This window comes from Pseudomonas sp. SWRI92, from assembly GCF_014268685.1.
Lineage (GTDB): Bacteria > Pseudomonadota > Gammaproteobacteria > Pseudomonadales > Pseudomonadaceae > Aquipseudomonas > Aquipseudomonas marvdashtae.
The window spans coordinates 30237-51087 of record NZ_JABWQY010000025.1 but is presented as its reverse complement, the minus strand read 5'-3'; the positions used below and the strand labels follow the sequence as shown (position 1 = coordinate 51087).

Below are 20851 nucleotides of genomic sequence, written 5' to 3'. Positions count from 1 at the left end.
TACTGGATACGATTAACGGTTTATCCGTATAACCTGAACCGCCGTATACGGAACCGTACGTACGGTGGTGTGAGAGGACGGCGGATGTAAATCCGCCTCCTACTCGATCTGCGAAAAAACGGATTGACTTAAGTCGTCGTACAACCCGCCGATAACCCACCGACAGGGGCATGGCCCCACTTCAGGCCAACAATAAAAAAGGCACTCCCTATGGTTCTTCGTCAGTTGAATATCGCCCCCCGTGCCGCGTTGGGTTTTGCCTTGATCGCCGTACTGGTGGCGTTGCTCGGGGTGTTCGCGCTAGGGCAGATGTCGAGTATTCGTGACAGCGAAGTCGCGGTGGAAACCCAATGGCTGCCGAGCATTCGCGGCGGTGACGAGATTCGCGAGTGGATGTTGCGCATTCGCACCATTTCCCTGCGCATGGCCCTCGACCAGGACCCTAAGAACATTCCGGTGTATCGCGGGCAGATGGACACGCGCGACAAGGAGCTGGGCGAAAAAATCGCTGCCTACGAAAAGCTCGTCGTGACGCCTGAAGGCAAAGCCCTCTATGACCAGTTCAAGCAGACTTTTGCCGCTTACCGTGCAGGTATCGCGCAATCCTTCACCTTGGCAGAGCAGGGGCGCCGGGACGATCTGATCAAGCTGCTGCTGGTGGACATGAAGACCGTCGTGGACGGGTCCGGCAAGCAACTCAATGATCTCGCCGAGCTTTTCTCCAAGCAGGTTTCCATCGAGAGCCAGAAATCCCAGGAGCACTATGCCGAATCGCGGCTGATTGTCAGCCTGTTTGTCGTGCTGGCCGCCCTCGCCACGGTTGCCTTGGCGATGCTGCTGACGCGCAGTATCGTCAAGCCCCTGAGCGAAGCGTTGAGTGCAGCGGAGAGCGTCGCCCGAGGTGACCTGACCCGGCCGATCGAGACCCAGGGCAACGACGAGGTAAGCCGCTTGCTCAAGGCGCTGGCGACAATGCAGCGCAACCTGCGTGATACGTTGCAGGGCATCAGCGGCTCGGCGACGCAATTGGCCACCGCCGCCGATGAACTCAACGCGGTGACCGTCGACAGCACCCACAGCTTGCAACAGCAGAATAACGAAATCGAACAGGCCGCCACGGCGGTTACGCAGATGACCACTGCCGTGGAAGAGGTCGCGCGCAATGCGGTGTCCACCTCCGATGCCACGCGTCAGTCCAGCGAGTCGGCTTCCCTTGGGCAACAACGAGTCAGCGATACGGTCGATGCCATCGGCGCCTTGGCCAACGATGTGCAGGTGACCGGCGGCTTGGTGCAGTCTTTGGCCAACCAGTCGCAGGATATCGGCAAGGTACTGGACGTGATCCGCGCCATCGCCGAGCAAACCAACCTGCTGGCCCTCAACGCGGCCATCGAAGCTGCCCGTGCCGGCGAGAGCGGGCGCGGGTTTGCGGTGGTGGCTGACGAAGTTCGTGCGCTGGCTTATCGTACGCAACAATCGACCCAGGAAATCGAGCAGATGGTCCAAGGCATGCGCAGCGGCGCAACCCAGGCGCTGGATTCCATGCAGGCGAGCTCGACGCGCGCTGCCAGCACCTTGGCGATGGCGGAGCGGGCGGGGGAAGCGCTGCAGACGATCACGTCGTCGGTCAATGAAATCCACGAGCGCAACCTGGTGATCGCCAGCGCCGCCGAAGAGCAGGCGCAAGTGGCCCGCGAGGTGGATCGCAACCTGGTCAATATTCGTGATTTGTCAGTGCGCTCAGCCACCGGTGCGGACCAGACCAGTGCGGCCAGCCATGAGTTGTCGCAACTGGCCAACTCGCTGCGCACGATGGTGCAACGGTTTCAGGTTTGATCGGGCTGTGTTCCCACGCAACGCGATGATCGCTCCCACGCAGAGCGTGGGAACGATCATCAGTAAGGCCTTAGTGCAACTTCAACCGAGGCTCGGTCCCGCGCCCGATCTTGCTGCCGAGCATCAGCATCGCCGTGCGGAACATGCCGTATAGCGCCATCTGGTGCATGCGGTACAGCGACACGTAGAACATCCGCGCCAGCCAGCCTTCGAGCATCACGCTGCCAGTGAGGTTGCCCATCAGGTTGCCGACCGCCGAGAACCGCGACAGCGAGATCAGCGAGCCGTAGTCGGTGTACTTGTAGTGAGGCAGGGCCTTGCCCTCGATCCGCAGCTTCAGGGATTTGGCTAGCAGCGAGGCTTGCTGATGCGCGGCCTGGGCGCGGGGCGGGACGTTGCGGTCACTGTCGGGTTGCGGGCAGGCGGCGCAATCGCCGAAGGCGAAGATGCTTTCGTCGCGGGTGGTCTGGAGCGTCGGCAGCACTTGCAGTTGATTGATCCGGTTGGTTTCCAGCCCGTCGATGTCCTTGAGGAAGTCCGGCGCGCGGATCCCGGCGGCCCAGACTTTCAGGCTCGCATCGATCACCTGGCCATCCGCAGTGATCAGGCTGTCGGCGGTCACCTGGCTGACGGCGGCGTTGGTCATGACATTCACCCCGAGTTTTTCCAGGGTCTTGTGCACCGGCCCGCCGATCCGCTCCGGCAGTGCCGGCAGGACCCGTGGCCCAGCCTCGATCAGGGTGATTTGCATGTTTTCCGGTTTGATCCGGTCCAGGCCGTAAGCGTGCAATTCATGGGCGGCGTTGTGCAGTTCCGCCGCCAGCTCGACGCCAGTAGCGCCCGCGCCGACAATCGCAACGCTGATGCGCTCGACGATATCGGTCTGCCCGGCGTGGGCACGCAGATAGTGGTGGAGTAATTGCTGATGGAAGCGCTCGGCCTGCTTGCGGGTGTCGAGGAACAGGCAGTGTTGCGCCGCGCCTTCGGTGCCGAAATCGTTGGTGGTACTGCCGACCGCGATCACCAGTGTGTCGTAGCCCAACTCCCGGGCCGGCAGCAGCTCCAGGCCTGCCTCGTCATAGGTGGCGGCCAGCTGGATTCTCTTGCGCTCGCGATCCAGGCCGCTCATGCGCCCCAGTTGGAACTCGAAGTGGTTCCATTTTGCCTGGGCAACGTAGTTGAGTTCGTCTTCGGAAGAGTTCAGGGACCCGGCGGCCACTTCGTGCAGCAGGGGTTTCCAAATGTGGGTCAGGTTCGCGTCGACCAGCATTACGCTGGCCGTACCGCGCTTGCCCAGAGTCTTACCCAGACGGGTAGCCAACTCCAGACCGCCGGCGCCGCCGCCAACGATGACAATACGATGAGTCATGGGGATATCTCGCAAGGCTAAAGGAATTCAGTGCCGTTACCTGCGCGAGTGCCAAGCAACTCATAGCGTCAGGTAACTGATCAATCGGCTCAACAGGCCCAGGCCAATCGTGATGGCCAGTACCACCACCAGGAGCATCCACGGCCGGAAAGGCCGGCGCTCGACTCGGTGCTGGGACAGTTGCAGGTACTCTTCGACATGCTTCTGGTCATCTGGGTTCAGGCGGCTGGTCATAAAGGCCTCGTCAGGTAGACGTTGCGAAATGTGAAGACGTTACAGCGTCCGGCTATCCGGCATTGAAAGCAGCATAGCCGCTCGCTGGGACGGGCTCGACGAGAAGGTTGTCAGCCAGGCGAATGATTCCACTTTTTATCACCCGGGCAGTGATTCCGCCATGGCCGCGTACGGCCTGGAAGGTGCCTTCGCCCAGGTTCCGCTCCAGGCGCGCGCAGGGCTGGCACCAACCGGTGGTTTCGAAGATGGCCTGGCCGATGCGAAAGCGCCGGCCCTTGAGGCTGAACAGATTGATGCCACTGACCACAATGTTGCGTCGCAGCTCATGGGGCAGCACCGGTTGTTCCTCGGAGCGGCCCATCAGCGAGCTGATCACCGCCAGGTGTTCCCATTGGATCAACGTCACTTGCCGCGCATTGCGCACGCCGGGCCGGGCATGATCGCCGGTCAGCCCAGCCTCCAGGCGGGCTTCCACAGCGTCGAGGACGATCATCGGCGCATGCCCCTCAGGGCGCACGCCGATCCAGCGCACGCGGCCCTGTTGCGGCACGGCGGCGATCAGCTCCTGCAGCGGGCTCACAGGCTGATCCCGACGTCGAAGACGATGCTGCGACCCAGATTGCCCCGCAGGAAATCCGGCGCGTCGGGATGGGCGAACAACACCCGGGCAAACGTCGGCCCTACCAAAGACAGCGAACGCCAGCCCTGGCGCAGATATTCGGTGGGCGGTGGAAAGTGGCTGTTGAGGTCCAGCACTTCGCGCTTGAGGCTGGCGAAGGCGATGATGTCCAGTTCCCCCAGGTCCATGCCGCGCTCGGTGTAGTTATGGGCTTTCTTGCGCAGGGTCGGCGCCAGTCTCAGCAGGAATTCGTTGGCCGGGATGCGCCGGGGCTTGGCTTCACGGCGCACCAGTTGGCTCAGGGAAAAGGCGCTGCGGCGACGTTGCAACTCGTCGCGCCATTCATCGTTGAGGCGCCGGCCTTCATCGAGCACAAAAAACACCTCGAAATTGGCATCGCGAAACAACACGTCTGGTGGCTCCCCGGCGGGCGCGAACTCATCGGCGCGATAAGGCACGTTCAGCCCTTGCAACAGGCGCTGGCAGACCCAACGCTCACGCTCCCATTTGCGGGCATTGGAGAGAAAGGCGTTGGCTTGCTCAGCCGCGATGGTCAGCAAGCGTAAATAATCGGAATCATCCATGGGCCCTAGCTTAGCGTTCAATTACGACAAGCCCAAAGCGTTGCGTCGATAAATGGCGGTCGGGTGGGGTGTAGACTGCCGGCTTGAATCTCAGGCTTATCACGGGGTCTTTTGATGCAAGGGCAAGTCACAGGAGTCGCTCGATGATCGGTGCCCAATTGCTCTCGTCCCAAACCCTGGCGGCCGGCTGGCTGATTTATCTGCCGGTTTTGGTCTGGGCCGTGCTGCGGGCGCCGTGGGTCGAGTTGTTTACCGACAGCCGTCGCCAGCATTTGCTGTTCGGCACGGTGTTCGCGTTGTTCATGTTGTGGCTGGTACGCCGCGACTTCGACACCGGCGTTTCGTATCACTTCATCGGCATGACCGCCGTGACCCTGCTGTTGGACTGGCCGCTGGCGATCCTCGGCGGGCTCCTGGCCCAGCTCGCCTTGGTGCTGCTGGGGCGTCAGGACTTGGCGGCGGTGGGGATCAATGGCGCGTTGCTGGTCTTGCTGCCGGTGTTGATCACCGAATGCTGCGCGATCCTGGTGGAGCGTGCCCAACCGCGCAATCTGTTCGTGTACATCTTTTGTTCGGGGTTCCTCGCAGCTGCGCTTTCGGCCTTGATATGCCTGCTGGTGGGGCTCGGCCTGTTGTGGTACGACGGCCTGTTCGCGATGCCTTACTGGCTGGAGGATTTCATTGGCTACCTCTGGCTGATTATTTTTCCCGAGGCGTTCATCAACGGCATGGTGATCAGCGCACTGGTGGTATTCAGTCCCGAATGGCTGGAGACCTTCAACCGCACGCGCTACCTGTCGGCTCCCTGGAATGACGACGACAAGCCTTGATTCACGTCAAGGCCGGCCCAGCGGGGCCCCGGCATGCTCTGGAAAATTTCCAGGAGTACCGTCATGAGTGTTTATGAGTGGGCGAGACAAGAGATTCGGCGCAGCCACGATGCCGCCATGGAAATCGGTTTCGACCCGGGCTTGAGCCTGCGGGCCTTGCTCAGTGCAATCGTGCAACAGAGCAAGACCGTGCGCAGCGTTGATGATTTGGCCGATGAGTTGAGTTTCCTGGCGGAAAATCTCGACGACAGCCAGGACTACGGTTTCATGCGGCCTTAACGACCTTAATGATGGGAGCGAGGATTGAAGTCTTCGCTGAACAGCTCATCTTCGGCGTCTGGGGCAACCGGGATCTTGTGCTCCTCCGACGCCCAGGCGCCCAGGTCGATCAGCTTGCAACGGTCGGAACAGAACGGCCGGAATTTATTCCCTGGGGTCCATTCCACGGGGGCGCCACAAGTTGGGCAATCAACGGTTGGGGCTTGGCTCATGATTGGCCTCCACGCAAAGTTAGGTAAAAGTGATGCAGGCGCTCGACCTCGCTATGCAGCCAGGCTAGGTCGCGGTCATTGACCAATACGTCGTCGGCATGGCTCAGGCGGTCCTGGCGGCTGGATTGGGCCTTGAGGATCGCCTGGACCTGCTGTTCGCTGGTCTGGTCACGCTGCAAGGTGCGCTCGATCTGCAATTGCTCCGGCGCATCGATCACCAGGATCCGCTGGGTCATGGCGTACTGGCCTGACTCGATCAGCAGCGGCGAGACCAGGATCGCGTAGGACGATTTTGCCTGGGCCAGATGAAGGGCGATTTCCTCGGCAATCAAAGGGTGCAACAGCGCCTCGAGCCAGCGGCGCTCCTCGGCATTTTCAAAGATCAATTTGCGCAGCGCCGCGCGGTCCAGCGCGCCGTCTGCCTGCAATACGCCAGGGCCGAAGTGCTCGGCGATTTTCGCCAGTGCCGGGCGCCCGGGTTCGACGACCCAGCGCGCCGCGTGGTCGGCGTCGATGACGTGTACGCCCAAGTCGATGAAATGCTCGGCCGCCGCGCTCTTGCCGCTGCCGATGCCACCGGTCAGGCCGAGAATCCAGGGTTTTTGCGCAGAGCTTTTCATTAGAAACCGACTGACTGCCAATAGAAGTCGGTTATTTGACCACCCCAGAGCAAGGCAATCCAGCCGGCAATTGCCAGATAGGGGCCAAACGGTATCTGTGTCGACGTTGGCGCGTCGCGCAGGCGCAGCACAATGACCCCGATAACCGCGCCCACCAGCGAAGACAAGAGCAGCGTCAGCGGCAGGATTTGCCAGCCGCCCCAGGCCCCCAGCATCGCCAGCAACTTGAAATCGCCGTAGCCCATGCCTTCCTTGCCAGTGATCAATTTGAAGACCCAGAACACCGACCACAGGACCAGATAACCGGCCACCGCGCCCCACAACGCCTGGTCCAGCGAGACGAACAGCCCGAAACTGTTGACGATCAAGCCCAGCCACAGCAGCGGCTGTACCAGCGAATCGGGCAGCAGTTTATGTTCGGCGTCGATCAGGCTCATGGACAGCAAGCCCCAGCCCAGCACCATCACCATCGCGGCCTGCCAGCCGAAGCCGAAGTGCCAGGCGACAAACGCCGACAAGACGCCGCAAGCCAATTCGGTCAACGGATAGCGTTTGCCGATGGGCGTGGCGCAACTGGAACAGCGGCCGCGCAACATCAGGTAGCTCAACAGTGGGATATTTTCCCAAGCCCGGATGCGATGGCCGCAGTGAGGACATTGGGAATGGGGCAGCATCAGGTTATAGGTCGGGCCGGGGGCTTCGGCAGGAAGACCAAGGAGGTCATGGGCCTGCAGGCGCCATTCGCGATCAAGCATCTTGGGCAGGCGCCACACCAGCACGTTGAGGAAACTGCCGATGACCAGCCCGAGCAACAGGGCCGTCAGCACGAAGGCTGCGGGGTAAAGCACGAAGAATTCGCTCAGGGGCATGTCAGATCGCAGAGCCGAGTTGAAAGATGGGCATGTACATCGCGACCACCAGGCCACCGACGACCACCCCCAGGACCACCATGATGAAGGGTTCCATCAGGCTGGTGAGGTTGTCCACCAGATTATCCACTTCGGCTTCATAAAAACTCGCCACTTTGTCGAGCATGTCATCCAGCGCACCGGATTCTTCGCCGATGGCGGTCATCTGGATCGCCAGGTTCGGGAAGATCCCGGAAGTACGCATGGAAAAATTCAGCTGCATGCCGGTCGAAACGTCCTGCCGGATGCGTTGCACCGCGCGTTTGAATACCACGTTGCCGGTGGCGCCCGAGACCGAGTCGAGGGCTTCCACCAGCGGTACGCCGGCTGCGAAGGTGGTCGAGAGCGTGCGGGCGTAGCGGGCCACGGCGGACTTGTACATCAAGGTGCCGATCAACGGGAGCTTGAGCAGCCATTTGTCTCGCCAGTCCCGAAACGCCTGGGAGCGCCTGAGGGCATATTTCACACCGAAGAACGCCCCCACCGCTCCGCCAAGCAGCATCCACCACCACTCTTGCATGAATTCCGACAGGCCGATGACCATCAGCGTGAAGGCCGGGAGTTCGGCGCCGAAGCCGGAGAACACCGATTCGAACTGCGGCACGACCTTGATCAGCAGGATGCTCGTGACCACGGCCGCGACGAGAATCACCGCCGCGGGGTAGGTCATGGCTTTCTTGATCTTGGCCTTGAGCGCTTCGCTCTTTTCCTTGTAGGTCGCGACTCGGTCCAGCAACGTGTCCAGGGCGCCGGCCTGCTCGCCGGCATCCACAAGGTTGCAGTACAGCTCGTCGAAATATTGTGGGCACTTGCGCAGCGAGGCGGCGAAGCTGTTGCCGGCGGCGACTTCCTGTTTCACCTCGTCTACCAGCTTGCGCATGTTGGCGTTGTCGAAGCCTTCGCCAATGATGTCGAACGCCTGCAGCAGGGGCACGCCGGCCTTGAGCATCGTCGCCATCTGCCGCGTGAAGAGGGCGATATCCAGCGGCTTGATGCGCTTGCCTTTGCTGAATATCGACGTGGACTTCTTGCGCACCTTGCCCGGATTGATGCCCTGCTTGCGTAACTGCGCCTTGACCAGCGCCGGGCTCTGGCCGGTCAGTTCGCCGGACATCTTCGTGCCTTTGCGGTCCTTGCCTTCCCACGTATAGACGTCGGTTTTTACTGCCTTGACCGCCATGTTCAATCCTTGGTGACCCGGTTGATTTCTTCGAGGCTAGTGATGCCTTGCATCACTTTGGCCAGCCCCGAGGTGCGCAAGTCATTGAAGCCGTCCTTGCGCATTTGCAGGTCGATTTCCAGGGAGTTGCCTTCGGCCATGATCAGCCGTTGCAGCTCAGGCGTGTTCTTCACCACTTCGTAGACCCCCAGGCGACCTTTGTAGCCGTTGTTGCATTGCTCGCAACCGACCGGCTCATAGATCGTGAACGAGCCAATGCGTTCCCGAGGGAAGCCTTCCTTGAGCAAGGTTTCCTCGGGAATCTCGATGGCTCTCTTGCAGTGGGTGCACAGTTTGCGTGCCAGGCGCTGGGCAATGATCAGGTGCACCGCCGTGGCGATGTTGAAGCCGGGGATGCCCATGTTCTGCAAGCGGACCAGGGTTTCGGCGGCGCTGTTGGTGTGCAGCGTGGACAACACCAAGTGCCCGGTCTGGGCCGCCTTGATGGCGATTTCGGCGGTTTCCAGGTCGCGGATCTCGCCGACCATGATCACGTCCGGGTCCTGGCGCAGGAACGAGCGCAGGGCATGGGCAAAGTCCAGCCCCTGGCGCGGGTTGACGTTGACCTGGTTGATGCCTTCCATATTGATTTCCACCGGATCCTCGGCGGTGGAGATATTGATGTCCACGGTGTTGAGGATGTTCAAGCCGGTGTAGAGCGAAACGGTCTTGCCCGAGCCGGTCGGCCCGGTCACCAGGATCAGGCCTTGCGGCTGCTTGAGGGCCGCCATGTACAGGTCTTTCTGTTCCGGCTCGTAGCCCAGGGCATCGATGCCCATTTGCGCGCTGGAGGGGTCGAGGATCCGGATCACCACTTTTTCGCCCCAGAGAGTGGGAAGCGTGTTGACCCGGAAGTCGATGGACTTGGTTTTCGACAGGCGCATCTTCAGCCGGCCGTCCTGAGGTTTGCGTCGTTCGGAAATGTCCAGGCTGGCCATGACCTTGAGGCGCGCGGCGATGCGGTTCGCCAACTGAATGGGTGGCTTGGCGACCTCACGGAGGATGCCGTCGGTGCGCACCCGCACCCGGTAGCTTTTTTCATAAGGCTCGAAGTGCAGGTCGGAAGAACCACCCTTGATCGCATCCAGCAGCATCTTGTTGACGAAACGCACCACCGGCGCATCGTCGCCGTCCTGGCCGGCGATGGCGTCTTGCTTGCGGTCGTCGATCGATTCGATGTCCAGGCCGTCGAGGTCGACATCCCCCATGCCTTCCAGGCCCGTGCTGCTGGACTCGAAGAACTTCTCGATGGCATCGCTGAGCTTGTCGTCCTCCACCAGGATGGCTTCGGTGGTCAGGCCAGTGCTGAACTGGATGTCGTTGATGGCTTGGTGATTGGTCGGGTCGGAAATGCCTACGAACAGCTTGTTGCCGCGCCGCCACAACGGCAGGGCGTGATGCTGGCGCACCAGTTTCTCGCTGACCAGTCCGGCGGGCTGGGTGTCCTTGTCCAGGCTGTTGAGGTCGAGCAGGGCGATGCCGAAATGCTCCGAAGCGATTTCTGCCACCTGGCGGCTCTGGACGAGTTTGTTCTGCACCAGGTAACTGACCAGGGGCAGGCGATTGCGCTGGGCCTGTTGGTAGGCCTGCTGGGCACTTTGTTCGGTGATCAGTTCGGCCAGCACCAATTGCTTGGCCAGGCCGCTGAGGGCGATGTCATTCATGGGGATACCGGACGCGGGCTGTTCATGTCTTATAGCCTAGTCAAGCCTCGACGCCTAACCAGTGGAGGCAGGTGACAAAAAGCGTCAGATAGTGCGGTTGTTGGGATAGGACGTTGCCGTTCGCTGGCCCGGATGCCAGGCGGGACGGGGGCGGGCGGGTTGGCATGTGCCATGCAGCAGACATATCAGGTCATGAGATTTCGGCTCATGCATGGGAGATGTCTATGAATAAGCAGAAGGGTTTTACGCTGATCGAGCTGCTGATCGTGGTGGCGATCATCGGCATTCTGGCGACGTTCGCGTTGCCGCAATATTCGAAGTATCAGGCGCGGGCGAAGGCGACGGCGGGGCTGGCGGAGGTGTCTGCATTGAAGGTGCCTTTTGAAGACGTCATGAATCAGGGGACAAGCCCGACCTTGGAAAACATTGGTGGCACGTCGCCCACCAGTAACTGCACCTTGACCATTTCAGGTACCGCGTCGGCTGGAACTGGCTCAATCGCGTGCACTTTGCTTAATGCACCGGCCCCTGTGCTTGGTAAAGCGATTACGTTGTCCCGTTCTGCAGCTGGTGTGTGGACCTGTGGCTCCACAGCCGCTCAGGAATACTTGCCAGCTGGCTGTACAGGCGGCGCGGCTGCCGCTCCCGCTGGCTAACCGACAGCGTAAAATACAACCAAAGCCCTGCTCCTGCGGGGCTTTGTCGTGGATGCGGAGGGTGTTTTAAGTCCTTAAATAAAAGCTCGGGAATTCATAAGCTTAGCGCCCGATGAAAACCCGCAAGTTGCATGTCCCAATTCACCCGGTCATGCAATTTGCATGATTGTGAAAAACACCGCTTCGCTTAACTATCTGATTTATAAGAAAAATATTATTGTTTCAAAACTGGCACAGCGTTCGCACTACTCCTGACAACCTGCCGAGATGCACTTGCGGCAGTTTCTGAGAAAAACAGGAGTTACTCGTATGAAGAAGTTCGCTATCACTGCCGCTGCTGCCACTGCACTGACCCTGTCCATGGCTAGCGCTTTCGCCGAGACCACTCAAGCTACTCAGGCCCCGATGATGCTGGCTGCGGGCGAAGTGACAGAGGCTAAGGAAGACGTTTCCGATACCTGGATCACCACCAAGGTCAAAGCTGACCTGGTTACCGAAAAAGGCATTCCAGGCAGCGACATCAAAGTCGAAACCAACAAAGGTGTTGTGTCCCTATCTTCGATGACCAAAGTCACTGAGGCACAAAAAGACACCGCTGTGGCAATCACCAAGAAAATCAAAGGCGTCAAGGCCGTATCGGCTGACGGCCTGAAAGCCGAGTAAGGCTAGAGCTTCTCGCCTGGACTGGGAGAAGGCACGGCAAGCGGGCTGAGATATACGTTTGTCGTTGCTTTGGAGTTCATGCGAAAGGCCACACGGACGTGGCCATTACAGGCCCCCGGCATTCGTGCCGGGGGCCTGTTCTATTCTGGGGCGGGAAAAGGTGCGTGTTGCGGAGTGACGGTCAGCGCCCACGCTTGCTGGTGATCTCCACCAGCCGATTGCCCTCGAAGCGCAGGTATTGATACATGCCGCTATGGGGTCCGTAGGTCCATTCTTCCACCGGGTATTCTTCCCGGCGATTGACGCTGCGCTTGTAGCCCAGGTCATCGCGCGCCGCGGGCTGACCGCACTTTTGCAGCACCTCGCTGGAGCGATCGCCGACGCTGATCAACTGGCTGCCGCAGCGCAGCGTATTGGCAGCCGACACGTGGCCAGCGGCCAATAACATACCCAGGCCAAGTCCGCACAGGCGGTTCATGTCATTCGGCATCCAGGTGCATCGGTGTGATGACGGTACCGTCGCTCTCGGCTTGGCCGAGGCTGGCGTCGATGAAGTACACGCGGTCGTCGGCCAGCTTGCCCTTGTCCACCAGGAAATCCTTGATGCTGCTCGCCCGCTCCTGGCCCAGTTCGCGCAGCAGCGGGTCGCTGCCGCTCCAGAAGTTGATGACGCCTTCACGGAGTTTGTCGATGCGGGCCTTTTTATCCAGTTGCGTCCATTCGGCTGGCGGTTGGGTCTTCAGGCGGGTGCGGTAGATCCCTTCCAGCAGCGGGGCCTTCTCATCTTCGGGCACTTCCAGCAACGAAGCCTTGGCCGGGACTTTGTCGCCCCGACGCTGGAGCATCTTGTAGTAGTTGTACTGGTATTCGCGCTCCAGGCGCTGGGCGGCGAGCAGCGGGCCGTCGCTGCTTTGGGCGGCGGTGCCTTCGATCTCCAGCTTCAACTCCGGACGTTTGCCCAGGGCTTCGGCCAATTTGAGCAATACGCTTTCGTTTTCCTTGCTCAGCTCACTGGCCCCTGGCGCGAAAGCCACGCTGCCAAGGTCTTCCGAGCCACCGCCAGCCACCAACCCACCGATGAGCTTGAACGGCGCCTGGGCCGCGCGCACCACCAGATTGCGCAGGGTCTGCCAGACGATCGGCATCACGCTGAACTGCGGGTCGTTGAGGTTGCCGGACACCGGCAGCTCGATGGTAATCCGGCCCTCGGAATCCTTGAGCAGGGCAACGGCGAGTTTAAGCGGCAGGCTCACGGCATCCGGGCTGTCGACCTTTTCACCCAGTTGCAATTGCTCGACCACCACTTTGTTGTCGGCCTGGAGCTGGCCCTTGGTGATTCGATAATGCAGGTCGAGATTGAGCCGGCCCTTGCGGATGCGATAGCCGGCAAATTTGCCGGAGTAAGGCGTCAGGGTCGTCAACTCGACGCGCTTGAAGCTGGTGGCGATGTCGAGGCTGGCCATCGGGTCGAAGGGGTTGACCGCGCCCTTGATCGTCACAGGTGCGTAACGGTCGACCTTGCCTTTCACGTCCACGGTGGCCGGCTTGGCCTGGCGGCTGTCGATGGTGCCGATCTCACCGTTGAGCTGCTGGATGGCCGTGGCGAAGTTGGGCGTCAGGCTGAAGTCGGCGAAATTGGCTGAGCCGTCATTGATGGCGATGCCGCCGATGTGGATACCCAGCGGCTTTTCCTTCGAGGCCGGTTTGGCTCCGGTGGTCTTGGTCGCGCCGTCGGCCGGTTGCGGTATGAGCAGATCGTCGACGTTAGTGGTGCGGTCGTCGTTGATCATGAAGCGCGCGTACGGCTGGAACAGGTTGACCTTGTTGATCGACAGGCTGTCGCCATGCTGGTAGTCGAGGCCCTGGATCTCCAGGCGCTGCCATTTGAGGAAGTCGCGGGTCTTGAGCGTGTCGAGGGTATGCAACTGATCGACCTGGGCGCGGCCCGTGACGGCCAATGCCAGCGGCTCGGTGCTCTTGAGGTCTACTACCAGGTCGCTGCCGAGCATCCCGGAGCGCACTTCCAAGCGAATGAACGGGTTGATATAGGACTGGGCAACCCGCAGGTCGATGTCCTGGGTCTTGACGTTGAGCTTCGCCGTGACCGGATTCAGGTTAACCACGCCGTCGGCTTGGATCTTGCCCTGCTTGCCCAGGCCGGTGTCGAGCTTGAGGTTGAAAGGCGAGCCGTTGAGCGTGTCGTAATTCTGCAAGTCGAGGTTCAGCGGGCCGACGTCCAGCGCCACGGCCGGTTGTGCCTGGCGGTCGGCCAGATGCACGTGGTAATCGCGCAGTTGCACGTCCTTCAACAGCACCTGCCACGGCTTGCTCGGCGCTGTAGGCTCCGCTTTGGGTGAGTCGGCGGCTGCCGGGGCCGATGCCGGTTCAGCCTTGACCTCAGGTTTGGCCGGTTGGCTGGCGAAGAGTTTCTGCCAGTCCAATTGCCCGTCCGCTTCCCGTGCTGCCCAGGTTTCCAGTTTCTGGCTGCGGATCTTGCCGACGATCACTTGCTGCTTGGCCAGGTCCAGTGAGGTCTCGCTCACGTCCAGGCGCTCCAGCTTGACCAGCGGGCGACCATCAGGCGCCTTGATGGCGAAGGGCGCGACACTGACGGCGGCGTTGCTGAGCAGCAGTTCCGTGCCTTTGGCGAGGTTGAGCTTGTAGTCCGTGCTCAGGTCCAGTACACCGTTTTCCAACACCAGGGGCACCGCGTCACGTACGTAGGGCCAGAACGCTTTCATCTGGCCGCGAGTGATTTTCAGCGTGCCCTCGGAGGCAATCGGCGCGAGGCTGAAATTGCCGGTCCAGTCGAGTTGGCCGCCTTGCGGACTGATCGCCACCAGAGTCATGTCGGCGCTGTCATCGGGCAGGGTGCTGAGGTTTTTCAGCTCGAAATCGAGGGTGTCATACAGGAATTCGATGGGCTCGCTGGGACGCAGGTCCTGAAAGTGGACGTAGCCGCTGGCAAGTTTGATCCGGTCGACTCGCAACGGGAACGGCTTGGCGTCGGGATCTGCCGGGGTCGGCTCGCTGGGCGGCAGCTTGAACAATCCCAGCAGGTTCAGCTGACCGTCCTTGGCGAACATGACTTCGGTCTTGGGCTTGTCCAGCTCGATCTCGGCCAGGTGCAGGGCGCCGGACCACAAACTGTCGAGTTGCAGGTTTGCGTACAGCCGTTCGAAACCGAGCTGCTCCTTGCCAGGCTCGCCGACATTCAGGCCCCAGAGCGTTACTTCAAGGCTGAAGGGATTGAGTTCGATACGCTGGATCTGGGCGGGCACCGTCGCGTGGGCGGCCAATTGCTGGTTGGCGATGCGCAAGGCAATGCCCGGCAGGATCAGGAAGCCCAACAGGCTGTAGAGGGCCAGTGCGGTCAACAGGGCGCCGATAGCGCGAATCAATCCTTTGGGCATGTGTGGCTTCGTCTGGTGTGAATCGGAGTGCCTTGGAGTATGGCATGCGTTTACGGTTCCGAAGCCACTGTGTTTTATCAGATTTGTCCGTTTTTTCGTGGGATTGCCGAGCGCGATCAGAACTGAAGGATCAATGTTTTCAGCGGCGGCTGTTGATCAAGCGACGGAAAATCGTCACCTGGCGCCAGTACGCTCCACTCGCGCACCGGGCGGCCGGCCTTTTGCGCGCAACGCAACACTTGTTCGCGCCAGTCATCCATGGACACTTTCGCCAGGTTGTTGCAGCAGATCAGCACGCCGTCGTCGGCGGTCGTGAGCAGTGCCGGCTTGAGCAGGCTTTGATAGTCGCGCAACAGATCGACCGTGCCGAATGCGCTTTTGGCCCAGGCGGGCGGGTCGAGTAGCACGAGGTCGTATTGACGTTGTTCCAGGCGCACGTAGCTGGGCAGTTTCTGTCCGCGCCGCTGGCTGATGGGCAGGCCGGCCAACTGGCGGATCGCCGGGAAATAATCCGATTGCACGAACTCCATCGCCGGCAGATCGGGGTTGAGCAGGCCGTTTTCGCGTCCCACCGCCAGGTTGCCCTCGGCAAAATCCAGATTGCATACTTCGCGCGCCCCACCTGCCGCCGCGCTGAGGCCCACGCCGCAGGTGTAGGCGAACAGGTTCAGCACACTTTTGTTCCGGCTATGGTCCTTGACCCAGCCACGGGCGTTGCGCAGGTCGAGGAACAGCAACGGATCCTGCCCGGCATGCCGCCCGCGGATGCGGTAATTGAGGCCCCATTCATGTCCGACCAAGTCTTGCAGCGCGGCCTCGTCAGCCTGATAGACATTGTCCTGGCGATCGACGCGCGAGTTGCCCCGGGCGCGGTCGTTATAGACAAGCAGGGTGTCCAGGCCCAGCCGTTCGTTGACGATGGCGTGCAACTGCAGCAATTCCTCCCGCGCCAGCGATTGGTGAAAACTCTGCACCAGCAGCTGCGGGCCGTAGCGGTCCACGGTCAAGCCGGGCGCGCCTTCCTGGCTGCCGTGGAACAGGCGATAGCAGTCGGTGCCTTGCTGGTGCAGTTGGCCAAGAAGCGGCTGGCGCTGGTCGAGGGCGGCGCGCAGCGCCAGATTCAAGGAAGACATGCCGTGCGCGCCTTAAGGAAATGAGGCGCGGGAGTTTAGCAGTTATGCATACTCGGGTATTGCCTGAAGGTTTGAGTCAGGCAGCGCTTTTGTGGCGAGGGAGCTTGCTCCCGCTGGGGTGCGAAGCGCCCCCCCTGTTTTCCAAGGGCGACCGCGATTTTGCGTCTGCTGCGCAGCCGAGCGGGAGCAAGCTCCCTCGCCACGGGAGGTTTATGTTGTCTCAGCGGTTCAGTCGCGTGTCGATCAACCCCTCCACCACGCTCGGATCGGCCAGGGTCGAAGTGTCGCCGAGGCTGTCGAGTTCATTGCAGGCGATCTTGCGCAAAATCCGTCGCATGATCTTGCCCGAACGGGTCTTGGGCAGGGCTGGCGCCCATTGGATCAGTTCCGGCTTGGCGAAACTGCCGATTTCCTTGCTGACATGGGCGAGCAGTTCCTTTTTCAACTCGTCGTTGGCTTCCACCCCATCCATTGGCGTGACAAAGGCATAGATGCCTTGACCCTTGAGATCATGGGGATAACCGACCACCGCCGCCTCGGCAATGTTGTCGTGCAGCACCAGGGCGCTTTCGATTTCGGCGGTGCCGATGCGATGTCCGGAAACGTTGATCACGTCGTCGATGCGTCCGGTGATCCAGTAATCGCCATCTTCGTCGCGACGGGCGCCGTCGCCGGTGAAGTAGTAGCCGGGGTAGGGCTTGAAGTACGTATCGACCATGCGTTGATGGTCGCCATAGACGCTGCGAATCTGCGCTGGCCAGCTGGATTTGATCGCCAGCACGCCGCTGCCGGCGCCATTGATTTCCTTGCCCGTTTCATCCAGCAGCACAGGCTGCACGCCGAACATCGGGCGGGTGGCGCAGCCTGGCTTGAGCCGTGGGGCACTGACCAGGGGGCTGAGCATGATGCCGCCGGTTTCGGTCTGCCACCAGGTATCGACAATCGGGCAGCGCTGCTCGCCTACGACGTTGAAATACCATTCCCACGCCTCCGGGTTGATCGGCTCACCGACGCTGCCAAGCAATCGCAGGCTTTTGCGGGACGTGTCCTGCAACGGCCCGGCGCCTTCGCGCATCAGCGCGCGCAGGGCGGTCGGAGCGGTGTAGAAGATATTGACCTGATGCTTGTCGATGACCTGCCAGAAGCGCGAACTGCTCGGGTAGCTCGGTACGCCCTCGAAAATCAGCGTGGTGGCACCGTTGGCCAGCGGGCCGTAGACGATGTAGCTGTGGCCGGTGACCCAGCCGACGTCGGCGGTGCACCAGAACACTTCGTTGTCGCGATAGTCGAGTACGTACTTGAAGGTCATTGCCGCTTGCAGTAGATAACCGCCAGTGGTGTGCAGCACGCCCTTGGGCTTGCCGGTGCTGCCGGAGGTATAGAGGATGAACAGCGGATCCTCCGCGTCCATTGGCTCAGGCGGGCAATCGTCGCTCATCTCGTGCATCGCCTGGTGATACCAGAGGTCACGGCCTTCGACCCAGTTCACCTCACCTTGGGTGCGCTCGACCACCAGCACGGTGCTGACGTTCGGGCAGCTTTCCAGCGCCTTGTCGACGTTACGCTTGAGCGGTATGAACCGCCCGCCGCGCACGCCTTCGTCGGCAGTGATGACGGTGCGGCAATCGGCGTCGAGAATTCGATCACGCAACGAATCCGGCGAAAAACCGCCGAACACCACAGAGTGCACCGCGCCAATGCGAGTGCAGGCAAGCATGGCGTAGGCCGCCTCAGGAATCATCGGCATGTAGATGCAGACCCGGTCGCCTTTCTTCACGCCGCGGCTTTTCAACACGTTGGCCAGCCGGCAAACGTGATGGTGAAGTTTTTTATAGGTGATTTCTGCCGATTCGGCGGGATCGTCGCCTTCCCAGATGATCGCGGTCTGGTCACCGCGCGTATCCATATGGCGGTCGATGCAGTTGGCGCTGACGTTCAGCTTGCCGCCGGCGAACCAGTTGGCTTCACCGCTCTTGAGGTCGTAGCGCTGGACAGTCTGCCAGGGCGTCATCCAGTCGAGAAAGCGCGTGGCTTGCTCAGCCCAGAATGTGCTGGGGTGCTCGATGGATTCTTTGTAGAGCCGCTTGTACTCGTCCTGACTCAGTTGCGCAGCCCGGCGGACGGCATCGGCGTGGGGGTACTGGCTGATATCGAACATGACGGTTCCTTATTCTTGTTTTTGCGACAAGACATAAAGATGCGCCGAGTGAATATCCAGTTCAAGTTGTACATGGAAACAGTGTGGGGGCGAGCAAGCCCGCCCCCGCAGTGTGTCTGACCAGGGTCAGCCGCGATGACGTCCGCGGAAGTAGTTGATCAGGCCTTGGGTCGAAGCATCTTCGGCGGCGGTTTCTTCGCTGCCCACCAGGCGGTTGTAGACGCCCTTGCCCAACTCCTTGCCCAACTCCACGCCCCATTGGTCGAAGGCGTTGATGCCCCAGACCACGCTTTGGACGAAGACTTTATGTTCGTACAGCGCAACCAGCGCGCCGAGGCGGCGCGGGCTGATGCGTTCGACCACCAAGGTGTTGCTTGGACGGTTGCCCGGGATGACCTTGTGGGAGGCCAGTTTCTGCACTTCTTCTTCGCTGGCGCCCTTGTCCCGCAGCTCGGCCTCGGCCTCGGCGCGGGTCTTGCCGAGCATCAGCGCCTGGCTCTGGGACAGGCAGTTGGCGTAGAGCCATTGATGATGGTCGGAAACCGGGTTGAAGCTGACGATCGGCACGATGAAGTCGGCCGGGATGAATTGGGTGCCCTGGTGCAGCAACTGATGGTAAGCGTGCTGGCCGTTGCAGCCGACGCCGCCCCAGATCACCGGACCGGTGTCGGTGGAGACCGGCGTACCGTCCTGGCGCACGCTCTTGCCATTGGATTCCATGTCCAGTTGTTGCAAGTGCTTGGTGATGTTGCGCAGGTAATGGTCGTACGGCAGGATCGCATGGCTCTGCGCACCCCAGAAGTTGCCGTACCACACGCCCAGCAGCGCCAGCAGCACCGGCATGTTCTGTTCAAATGGCGCGCTCTGGAAATGCTGGTCCATGGAGTAGGCGCCGGACAGCAGTTCCTTGAAGTTCGACATGCCGATGGCCAGGGCGATGGGCAAGCCGATGGCCGACCACAGCGAGTAGCGCCCGCCGACCCAGTCCCACATCGGGAAGATATTTTCTTCGCGAATGCCGAAGGCCACGGCGGCGGCGTTGTTGCTCGATACCGCGATGAAGTGGCGGTAGAGCTCCGCTTCCGAGCCACCCTGGGCCAGATACCAGGCACGTGCCGCCTGGGCGTTCTTCAGGGTTTCAAGGGTGTTGAAAGATTTCGACGAGACGATGAACAGCGTGGTCTCGGCGCGCAGCTTCATGGTCAGCTCATGGAACTCGCTGCCGTCGATGTTCGCCAGGTAATGACAGCGAACGCCTTTATGCGTGTACGACAACAGTGCTTCGGACACCAGCTGCGGGCCGAGGAAGGAGCCACCGATGCCGATGTTCACCACGTCGGTGATGGGCTTCTCGGTGTAGCCGCGCCATAGGCCATCGTGGATGCGGCCCACCAGGTCGGTAATCTGGTTCAACACTTTGTGCACATCGGGCATCACGTTGGAGCCGTTTACCAGCAGCTTGTCGCCCACCGGCCGACGCAGGGCGGTGTGCAGGGCGGGGCGGTTCTCGGAGGCATTGACGATTTCGCCTTCGAACAGCGCCTTGATTGCGCCCTGGAGGTCGACTTCGTTAGCCAGGCCCACCAGCAGGTCGCGGGTCTGGGCATTGATCAGGTTTTTCGAGTAATCGAGAAACAAGCCACAGCTGGAAAGGGTGAACTGATTGAAACGCTGCGGATCGGCATTGAACGCTTCGCGCATGCTGAAATCCTGCATGGCTTTGCGGTGGTCATTCAGCGCTTGCCAGGCGGGCAGAGCGGTCACGTCTTGAGGAGTTCGGTAATACGCCATCGCTGCGGGTTTCCTTTTTACTTGAACGACCTTTTGTACACTAAAAATTCCGGCGAGGCCCGCGGAGGGCGTCCGGACAACTGCGTCGACACGATCGCCGGGCACAGGGCGAATACAGTAAACCTCGCGTTGCGATCTGTCTTGACTTTGTCTGACCGCTTCCCGGTACTTTTTTATACAAAAGGGGTGGGAATGGTCCGACAGGCGGGAGCGAAACGCTTCCGCCTGGAAGGGGAAAGCAGGCGGGGCTGGTCAGGCAACCTGGACCGGAATGGCGTTGCTGGTGTGGCTCAGTTCGTTGCCCGGTGCCATGTACAGCATGCGCGGCTTGAAATTGAGCAGCTCCGCTTCGCTGTAATGGGCGTAGGCGCAAATGATCACGCGGTCGCCCACCTTGGCCTTGTGCGCCGCGGCGCCGTTGACCGAGATCATCCGCGAGCCTTCCTCGCCACGGATGGCGTAGGTGGTGAAGCGCTCGCCGTTGTCGACGTTGTAGATCTGGATCTGTTCGTATTCACGGATGCCCGACAGGTCCAGCCATTCACCATCAATGGCGCAGGAGCCTTCGTAATCGAGCACGGCGTGAGTGACTTCGGCGCGGTGCAGCTTGGCCTTGAGCATGATGGCGTGCATGAGTGTTTCCTCTGGTCGGGTCCAAACGGC

Annotated in this window: 20 protein-coding genes; 5 read left to right on the top strand and 15 right to left on the bottom strand. The window is 60.9% G+C overall.

Annotated elements, in window-relative coordinates; translation table 11 throughout:
• Nucleotides 1-210: 210 nt before the first annotated feature.
• Nucleotides 211-1836, top strand: coding sequence for a methyl-accepting chemotaxis protein (locus HU762_RS25405; protein WP_186641560.1), 1626 nt, complete (start codon nt 211-213; stop codon nt 1834-1836).
• A 70-nt stretch (nt 1837-1906) separates the two neighbouring features.
• Here HU762_RS25405 and HU762_RS25400 read toward each other — a convergent pair whose 3' ends face one another.
• Genes HU762_RS25400 through HU762_RS25385 form a run of 4 tightly spaced genes read right to left on the bottom strand, consistent with a single transcriptional unit; the run spans nt 1907 to nt 4642 of the window.
• Nucleotides 1907-3205 (bottom strand): NAD(P)/FAD-dependent oxidoreductase, encoded by a 1299-nt coding sequence (locus HU762_RS25400; RefSeq protein ID WP_186641558.1) that lies wholly within the window; start codon nt 3203-3205, stop codon nt 1907-1909.
• Nucleotides 3206-3265: 60 nt separating this feature from the next.
• The gene (locus tag HU762_RS25395) at nt 3266-3439 is read right to left on the bottom strand and encodes a DUF3094 family protein (protein ID WP_039593877.1); all 174 of its coding nucleotides are present in this window, start codon (nt 3437-3439) and stop codon (nt 3266-3268) included.
• A 52-nt stretch (nt 3440-3491) separates the two neighbouring features.
• Nucleotides 3492-4019 (bottom strand): MOSC domain-containing protein, encoded by a 528-nt coding sequence (locus HU762_RS25390; RefSeq protein WP_186641556.1) that lies wholly within the window; start codon nt 4017-4019, stop codon nt 3492-3494.
• On the bottom strand, nt 4016-4642 hold the full coding sequence (locus HU762_RS25385; RefSeq protein ID WP_003185538.1) for a DUF1780 domain-containing protein: 627 nt from the start codon (nt 4640-4642) through the stop codon (nt 4016-4018). The genes HU762_RS25390 and HU762_RS25385 overlap by 4 nt, the downstream gene beginning before the upstream one ends.
• Before the next feature lie 143 nt (nt 4643-4785).
• Here HU762_RS25385 and HU762_RS25380 point away from each other — a divergent pair, with 143 nt between their 5' ends.
• Nucleotides 4786-5472: an energy-coupling factor ABC transporter permease gene (locus HU762_RS25380; RefSeq protein WP_186641554.1), complete on the top strand. Its 687-nt coding sequence runs from the start codon at nt 4786-4788 to the stop codon at nt 5470-5472.
• A 63-nt stretch (nt 5473-5535) separates the two neighbouring features.
• Complete coding sequence (locus HU762_RS25375) at nt 5536-5751, top strand: hypothetical protein (RefSeq protein ID WP_030140257.1); 216 nt, start codon at nt 5536-5538, stop codon at nt 5749-5751.
• A gap of 5 nt (nt 5752-5756) precedes the next feature.
• On the opposite strand, the gene yacG is transcribed toward HU762_RS25375, so the two are convergent.
• From yacG to pilB, 5 genes are read right to left on the bottom strand one after another with little or no spacing between them, the layout of a single operon-like run.
• Entirely contained in the window at nt 5757-5963 is a 207-nt protein-coding gene (gene yacG, locus HU762_RS25370) for a DNA gyrase inhibitor YacG (protein ID WP_186641552.1), read from the bottom strand.
• Complete coding sequence (coaE, locus tag HU762_RS25365) at nt 5960-6583, bottom strand: dephospho-CoA kinase (RefSeq protein ID WP_186641550.1); 624 nt, start codon at nt 6581-6583, stop codon at nt 5960-5962. Before coaE ends, yacG begins: the two co-directional genes overlap by 4 nt.
• Nucleotides 6583-7452, bottom strand: coding sequence for an A24 family peptidase (locus HU762_RS25360; protein WP_186641548.1), 870 nt, complete (start codon nt 7450-7452; stop codon nt 6583-6585). The genes coaE and HU762_RS25360 overlap by 1 nt, the downstream gene beginning before the upstream one ends.
• Before the next feature lies 1 nt (nt 7453).
• Nucleotides 7454-8671: a type II secretion system F family protein gene (locus tag HU762_RS25355; RefSeq protein WP_186641546.1), complete on the bottom strand. Its 1218-nt coding sequence runs from the start codon at nt 8669-8671 to the stop codon at nt 7454-7456.
• Between the two features lie 2 nt (nt 8672-8673).
• Entirely contained in the window at nt 8674-10374 is a 1701-nt protein-coding gene (pilB, locus tag HU762_RS25350) for a type IV-A pilus assembly ATPase PilB (protein ID WP_186641544.1), read from the bottom strand.
• A gap of 224 nt (nt 10375-10598) precedes the next feature.
• Here pilB and HU762_RS25345 point away from each other — a divergent pair, with 224 nt between their 5' ends.
• Both HU762_RS25345 and HU762_RS25340 read left to right on the top strand, forming a co-directional pair.
• Complete coding sequence (locus HU762_RS25345) at nt 10599-11030, top strand: pilin (RefSeq protein WP_186641542.1); 432 nt, start codon at nt 10599-10601, stop codon at nt 11028-11030.
• Between the two features lie 309 nt (nt 11031-11339).
• Nucleotides 11340-11693, top strand: a complete 354-nt coding sequence (locus tag HU762_RS25340; protein ID WP_186613098.1) for a BON domain-containing protein — start codon at nt 11340-11342, stop codon at nt 11691-11693.
• Nucleotides 11694-11874: 181 nt separating this feature from the next.
• On the opposite strand, the gene HU762_RS25335 is transcribed toward HU762_RS25340, so the two are convergent.
• From HU762_RS25335 to panD, 6 genes are all read right to left on the bottom strand, one after another.
• The gene (locus HU762_RS25335) at nt 11875-12171 is read right to left on the bottom strand and encodes a DUF2845 domain-containing protein (RefSeq protein ID WP_186641540.1); all 297 of its coding nucleotides are present in this window, start codon (nt 12169-12171) and stop codon (nt 11875-11877) included.
• A gap of 1 nt (nt 12172) precedes the next feature.
• The gene (locus tag HU762_RS25330) at nt 12173-15106 is read right to left on the bottom strand and encodes a DUF748 domain-containing protein (protein WP_186641538.1); all 2934 of its coding nucleotides are present in this window, start codon (nt 15104-15106) and stop codon (nt 12173-12175) included.
• 116 nt (nt 15107-15222) lie between these two features.
• Nucleotides 15223-16239: a class I SAM-dependent methyltransferase gene (locus HU762_RS25325; protein WP_186641536.1), complete on the bottom strand. Its 1017-nt coding sequence runs from the start codon at nt 16237-16239 to the stop codon at nt 15223-15225.
• 220 nt (nt 16240-16459) lie between these two features.
• On the bottom strand, nt 16460-18397 hold the full coding sequence (gene acs, locus HU762_RS25320) for an acetate--CoA ligase (protein WP_186641535.1): 1938 nt from the start codon (nt 18395-18397) through the stop codon (nt 16460-16462).
• Nucleotides 18398-18523: 126 nt separating this feature from the next.
• Nucleotides 18524-20188, bottom strand: coding sequence for a glucose-6-phosphate isomerase (gene pgi, locus HU762_RS25315; RefSeq protein ID WP_186613108.1), 1665 nt, complete (start codon nt 20186-20188; stop codon nt 18524-18526).
• A gap of 252 nt (nt 20189-20440) precedes the next feature.
• Nucleotides 20441-20821 (bottom strand): aspartate 1-decarboxylase, encoded by a 381-nt coding sequence (gene panD / locus HU762_RS25310; protein ID WP_003228271.1) that lies wholly within the window; start codon nt 20819-20821, stop codon nt 20441-20443.
• Between the last annotated feature and the right edge of the window lie 30 nt (nt 20822-20851).

Bases quoted from the DNA above. Each gene is read 5' to 3' on its own strand.
- HU762_RS25405 (WP_186641560.1), top strand. From the start codon at position 211: ATGGTTCTTCGTCAGTTGAATATCGCCCCCCGTGCCGCGTTGGGTTTT.
- HU762_RS25400 (WP_186641558.1), bottom strand. From the start codon at position 3,205: ATGACTCATCGTATTGTCATCGTTGGCGGCGGCGCCGGCGGTCTGGAG.
- HU762_RS25395 (WP_039593877.1), bottom strand. From the start codon at position 3,439: ATGACCAGCCGCCTGAACCCAGATGACCAGAAGCATGTCGAAGAGTAC.
- HU762_RS25385 (WP_003185538.1), bottom strand. From the start codon at position 4,642: ATGGATGATTCCGATTATTTACGCTTGCTGACCATCGCGGCTGAGCAA.
- HU762_RS25380 (WP_186641554.1), top strand. From the start codon at position 4,786: ATGATCGGTGCCCAATTGCTCTCGTCCCAAACCCTGGCGGCCGGCTGG.
- HU762_RS25375 (WP_030140257.1), top strand. From the start codon at position 5,536: ATGAGTGTTTATGAGTGGGCGAGACAAGAGATTCGGCGCAGCCACGAT.
- yacG (WP_186641552.1), bottom strand. From the start codon at position 5,963: ATGAGCCAAGCCCCAACCGTTGATTGCCCAACTTGTGGCGCCCCCGTG.
- coaE (WP_186641550.1), bottom strand. From the start codon at position 6,583: ATGAAAAGCTCTGCGCAAAAACCCTGGATTCTCGGCCTGACCGGTGGC.
- HU762_RS25360 (WP_186641548.1), bottom strand. From the start codon at position 7,452: ATGCCCCTGAGCGAATTCTTCGTGCTTTACCCCGCAGCCTTCGTGCTG.
- HU762_RS25355 (WP_186641546.1), bottom strand. From the start codon at position 8,671: ATGGCGGTCAAGGCAGTAAAAACCGACGTCTATACGTGGGAAGGCAAG.
- pilB (WP_186641544.1), bottom strand. From the start codon at position 10,374: ATGAATGACATCGCCCTCAGCGGCCTGGCCAAGCAATTGGTGCTGGCC.
- HU762_RS25345 (WP_186641542.1), top strand. From the start codon at position 10,599: ATGAATAAGCAGAAGGGTTTTACGCTGATCGAGCTGCTGATCGTGGTG.
- HU762_RS25340 (WP_186613098.1), top strand. From the start codon at position 11,340: ATGAAGAAGTTCGCTATCACTGCCGCTGCTGCCACTGCACTGACCCTG.
- HU762_RS25335 (WP_186641540.1), bottom strand. From the start codon at position 12,171: ATGAACCGCCTGTGCGGACTTGGCCTGGGTATGTTATTGGCCGCTGGC.
- HU762_RS25330 (WP_186641538.1), bottom strand. From the start codon at position 15,106: ATGCCCAAAGGATTGATTCGCGCTATCGGCGCCCTGTTGACCGCACTG.
- HU762_RS25325 (WP_186641536.1), bottom strand. From the start codon at position 16,239: ATGTCTTCCTTGAATCTGGCGCTGCGCGCCGCCCTCGACCAGCGCCAG.
- acs (WP_186641535.1), bottom strand. From the start codon at position 18,397: ATGTTCGATATCAGCCAGTACCCCCACGCCGATGCCGTCCGCCGGGCT.
- pgi (WP_186613108.1), bottom strand. From the start codon at position 20,188: ATGGCGTATTACCGAACTCCTCAAGACGTGACCGCTCTGCCCGCCTGG.
- panD (WP_003228271.1), bottom strand. From the start codon at position 20,821: ATGCACGCCATCATGCTCAAGGCCAAGCTGCACCGCGCCGAAGTCACT.